This window comes from Streptomyces hazeniae (genome assembly GCF_031845485.1).
Taxonomy (GTDB): Bacteria; Actinomycetota; Actinomycetes; order Streptomycetales; family Streptomycetaceae; genus Streptomyces; species Streptomyces hazeniae.
This window is the reverse complement of the sequence record NZ_JAVREQ010000195.1, coordinates 1-443: the sequence shown is the minus strand read 5'-3', so window position 1 is coordinate 443 and position 443 is coordinate 1. Positions and strand designations below refer to the sequence as shown.

Sequence of the window (443 nt, the reverse complement as noted above, 5' to 3'; positions counted from 1 at the left end):
GGGGCTGGGGCCGCAACTGCGGAGCGCGTCGCCCCTGTCCGACCAGGCGTCGCCGGGCGAGCGGGCCCGGGTGGCGGACCTGCGGCGGCGGTAGAGCTCTTCGTCGCCGTAGGCCCGTCACCGACGCAGGCCCTTCACCGACGCAGACCCTTCGTCGGCGCCGTACCGGGCGCGCGGTGGCATCGTCGCGGGCGGGGACATCAGAGCCGACTGACCCCGCCCCCGGCCCCTGCTGCGTCCCCTACTTCAACCCCCGCAACGTCAACCGCAGCAGCCGGTCCGCCAACTCCGGGTCGTCCGGTGACTGTTCGGCGGCCAGGGCGATCGCGTTGGTCAGCTGCAACAGATCATCGATGGACACATCCCCTCGCACCGACCCGCTCTCCTGCGCCCGCCGCAGCAGCCCCGCCCCCGCCTCCCGCAACGGCAGATGGCACTGGGTG

General features: G+C 73.8%; 1 protein-coding gene. It reads right to left on the bottom strand.

Annotated features, from left to right (window positions below):
* Positions 1-241: 241 nt before the first annotated feature.
* On the bottom strand, positions 242-443 hold a 202-nt coding region (locus tag RM572_RS29285), incomplete at its 5' end, for an SbtR family transcriptional regulator (RefSeq protein ID WP_449657232.1).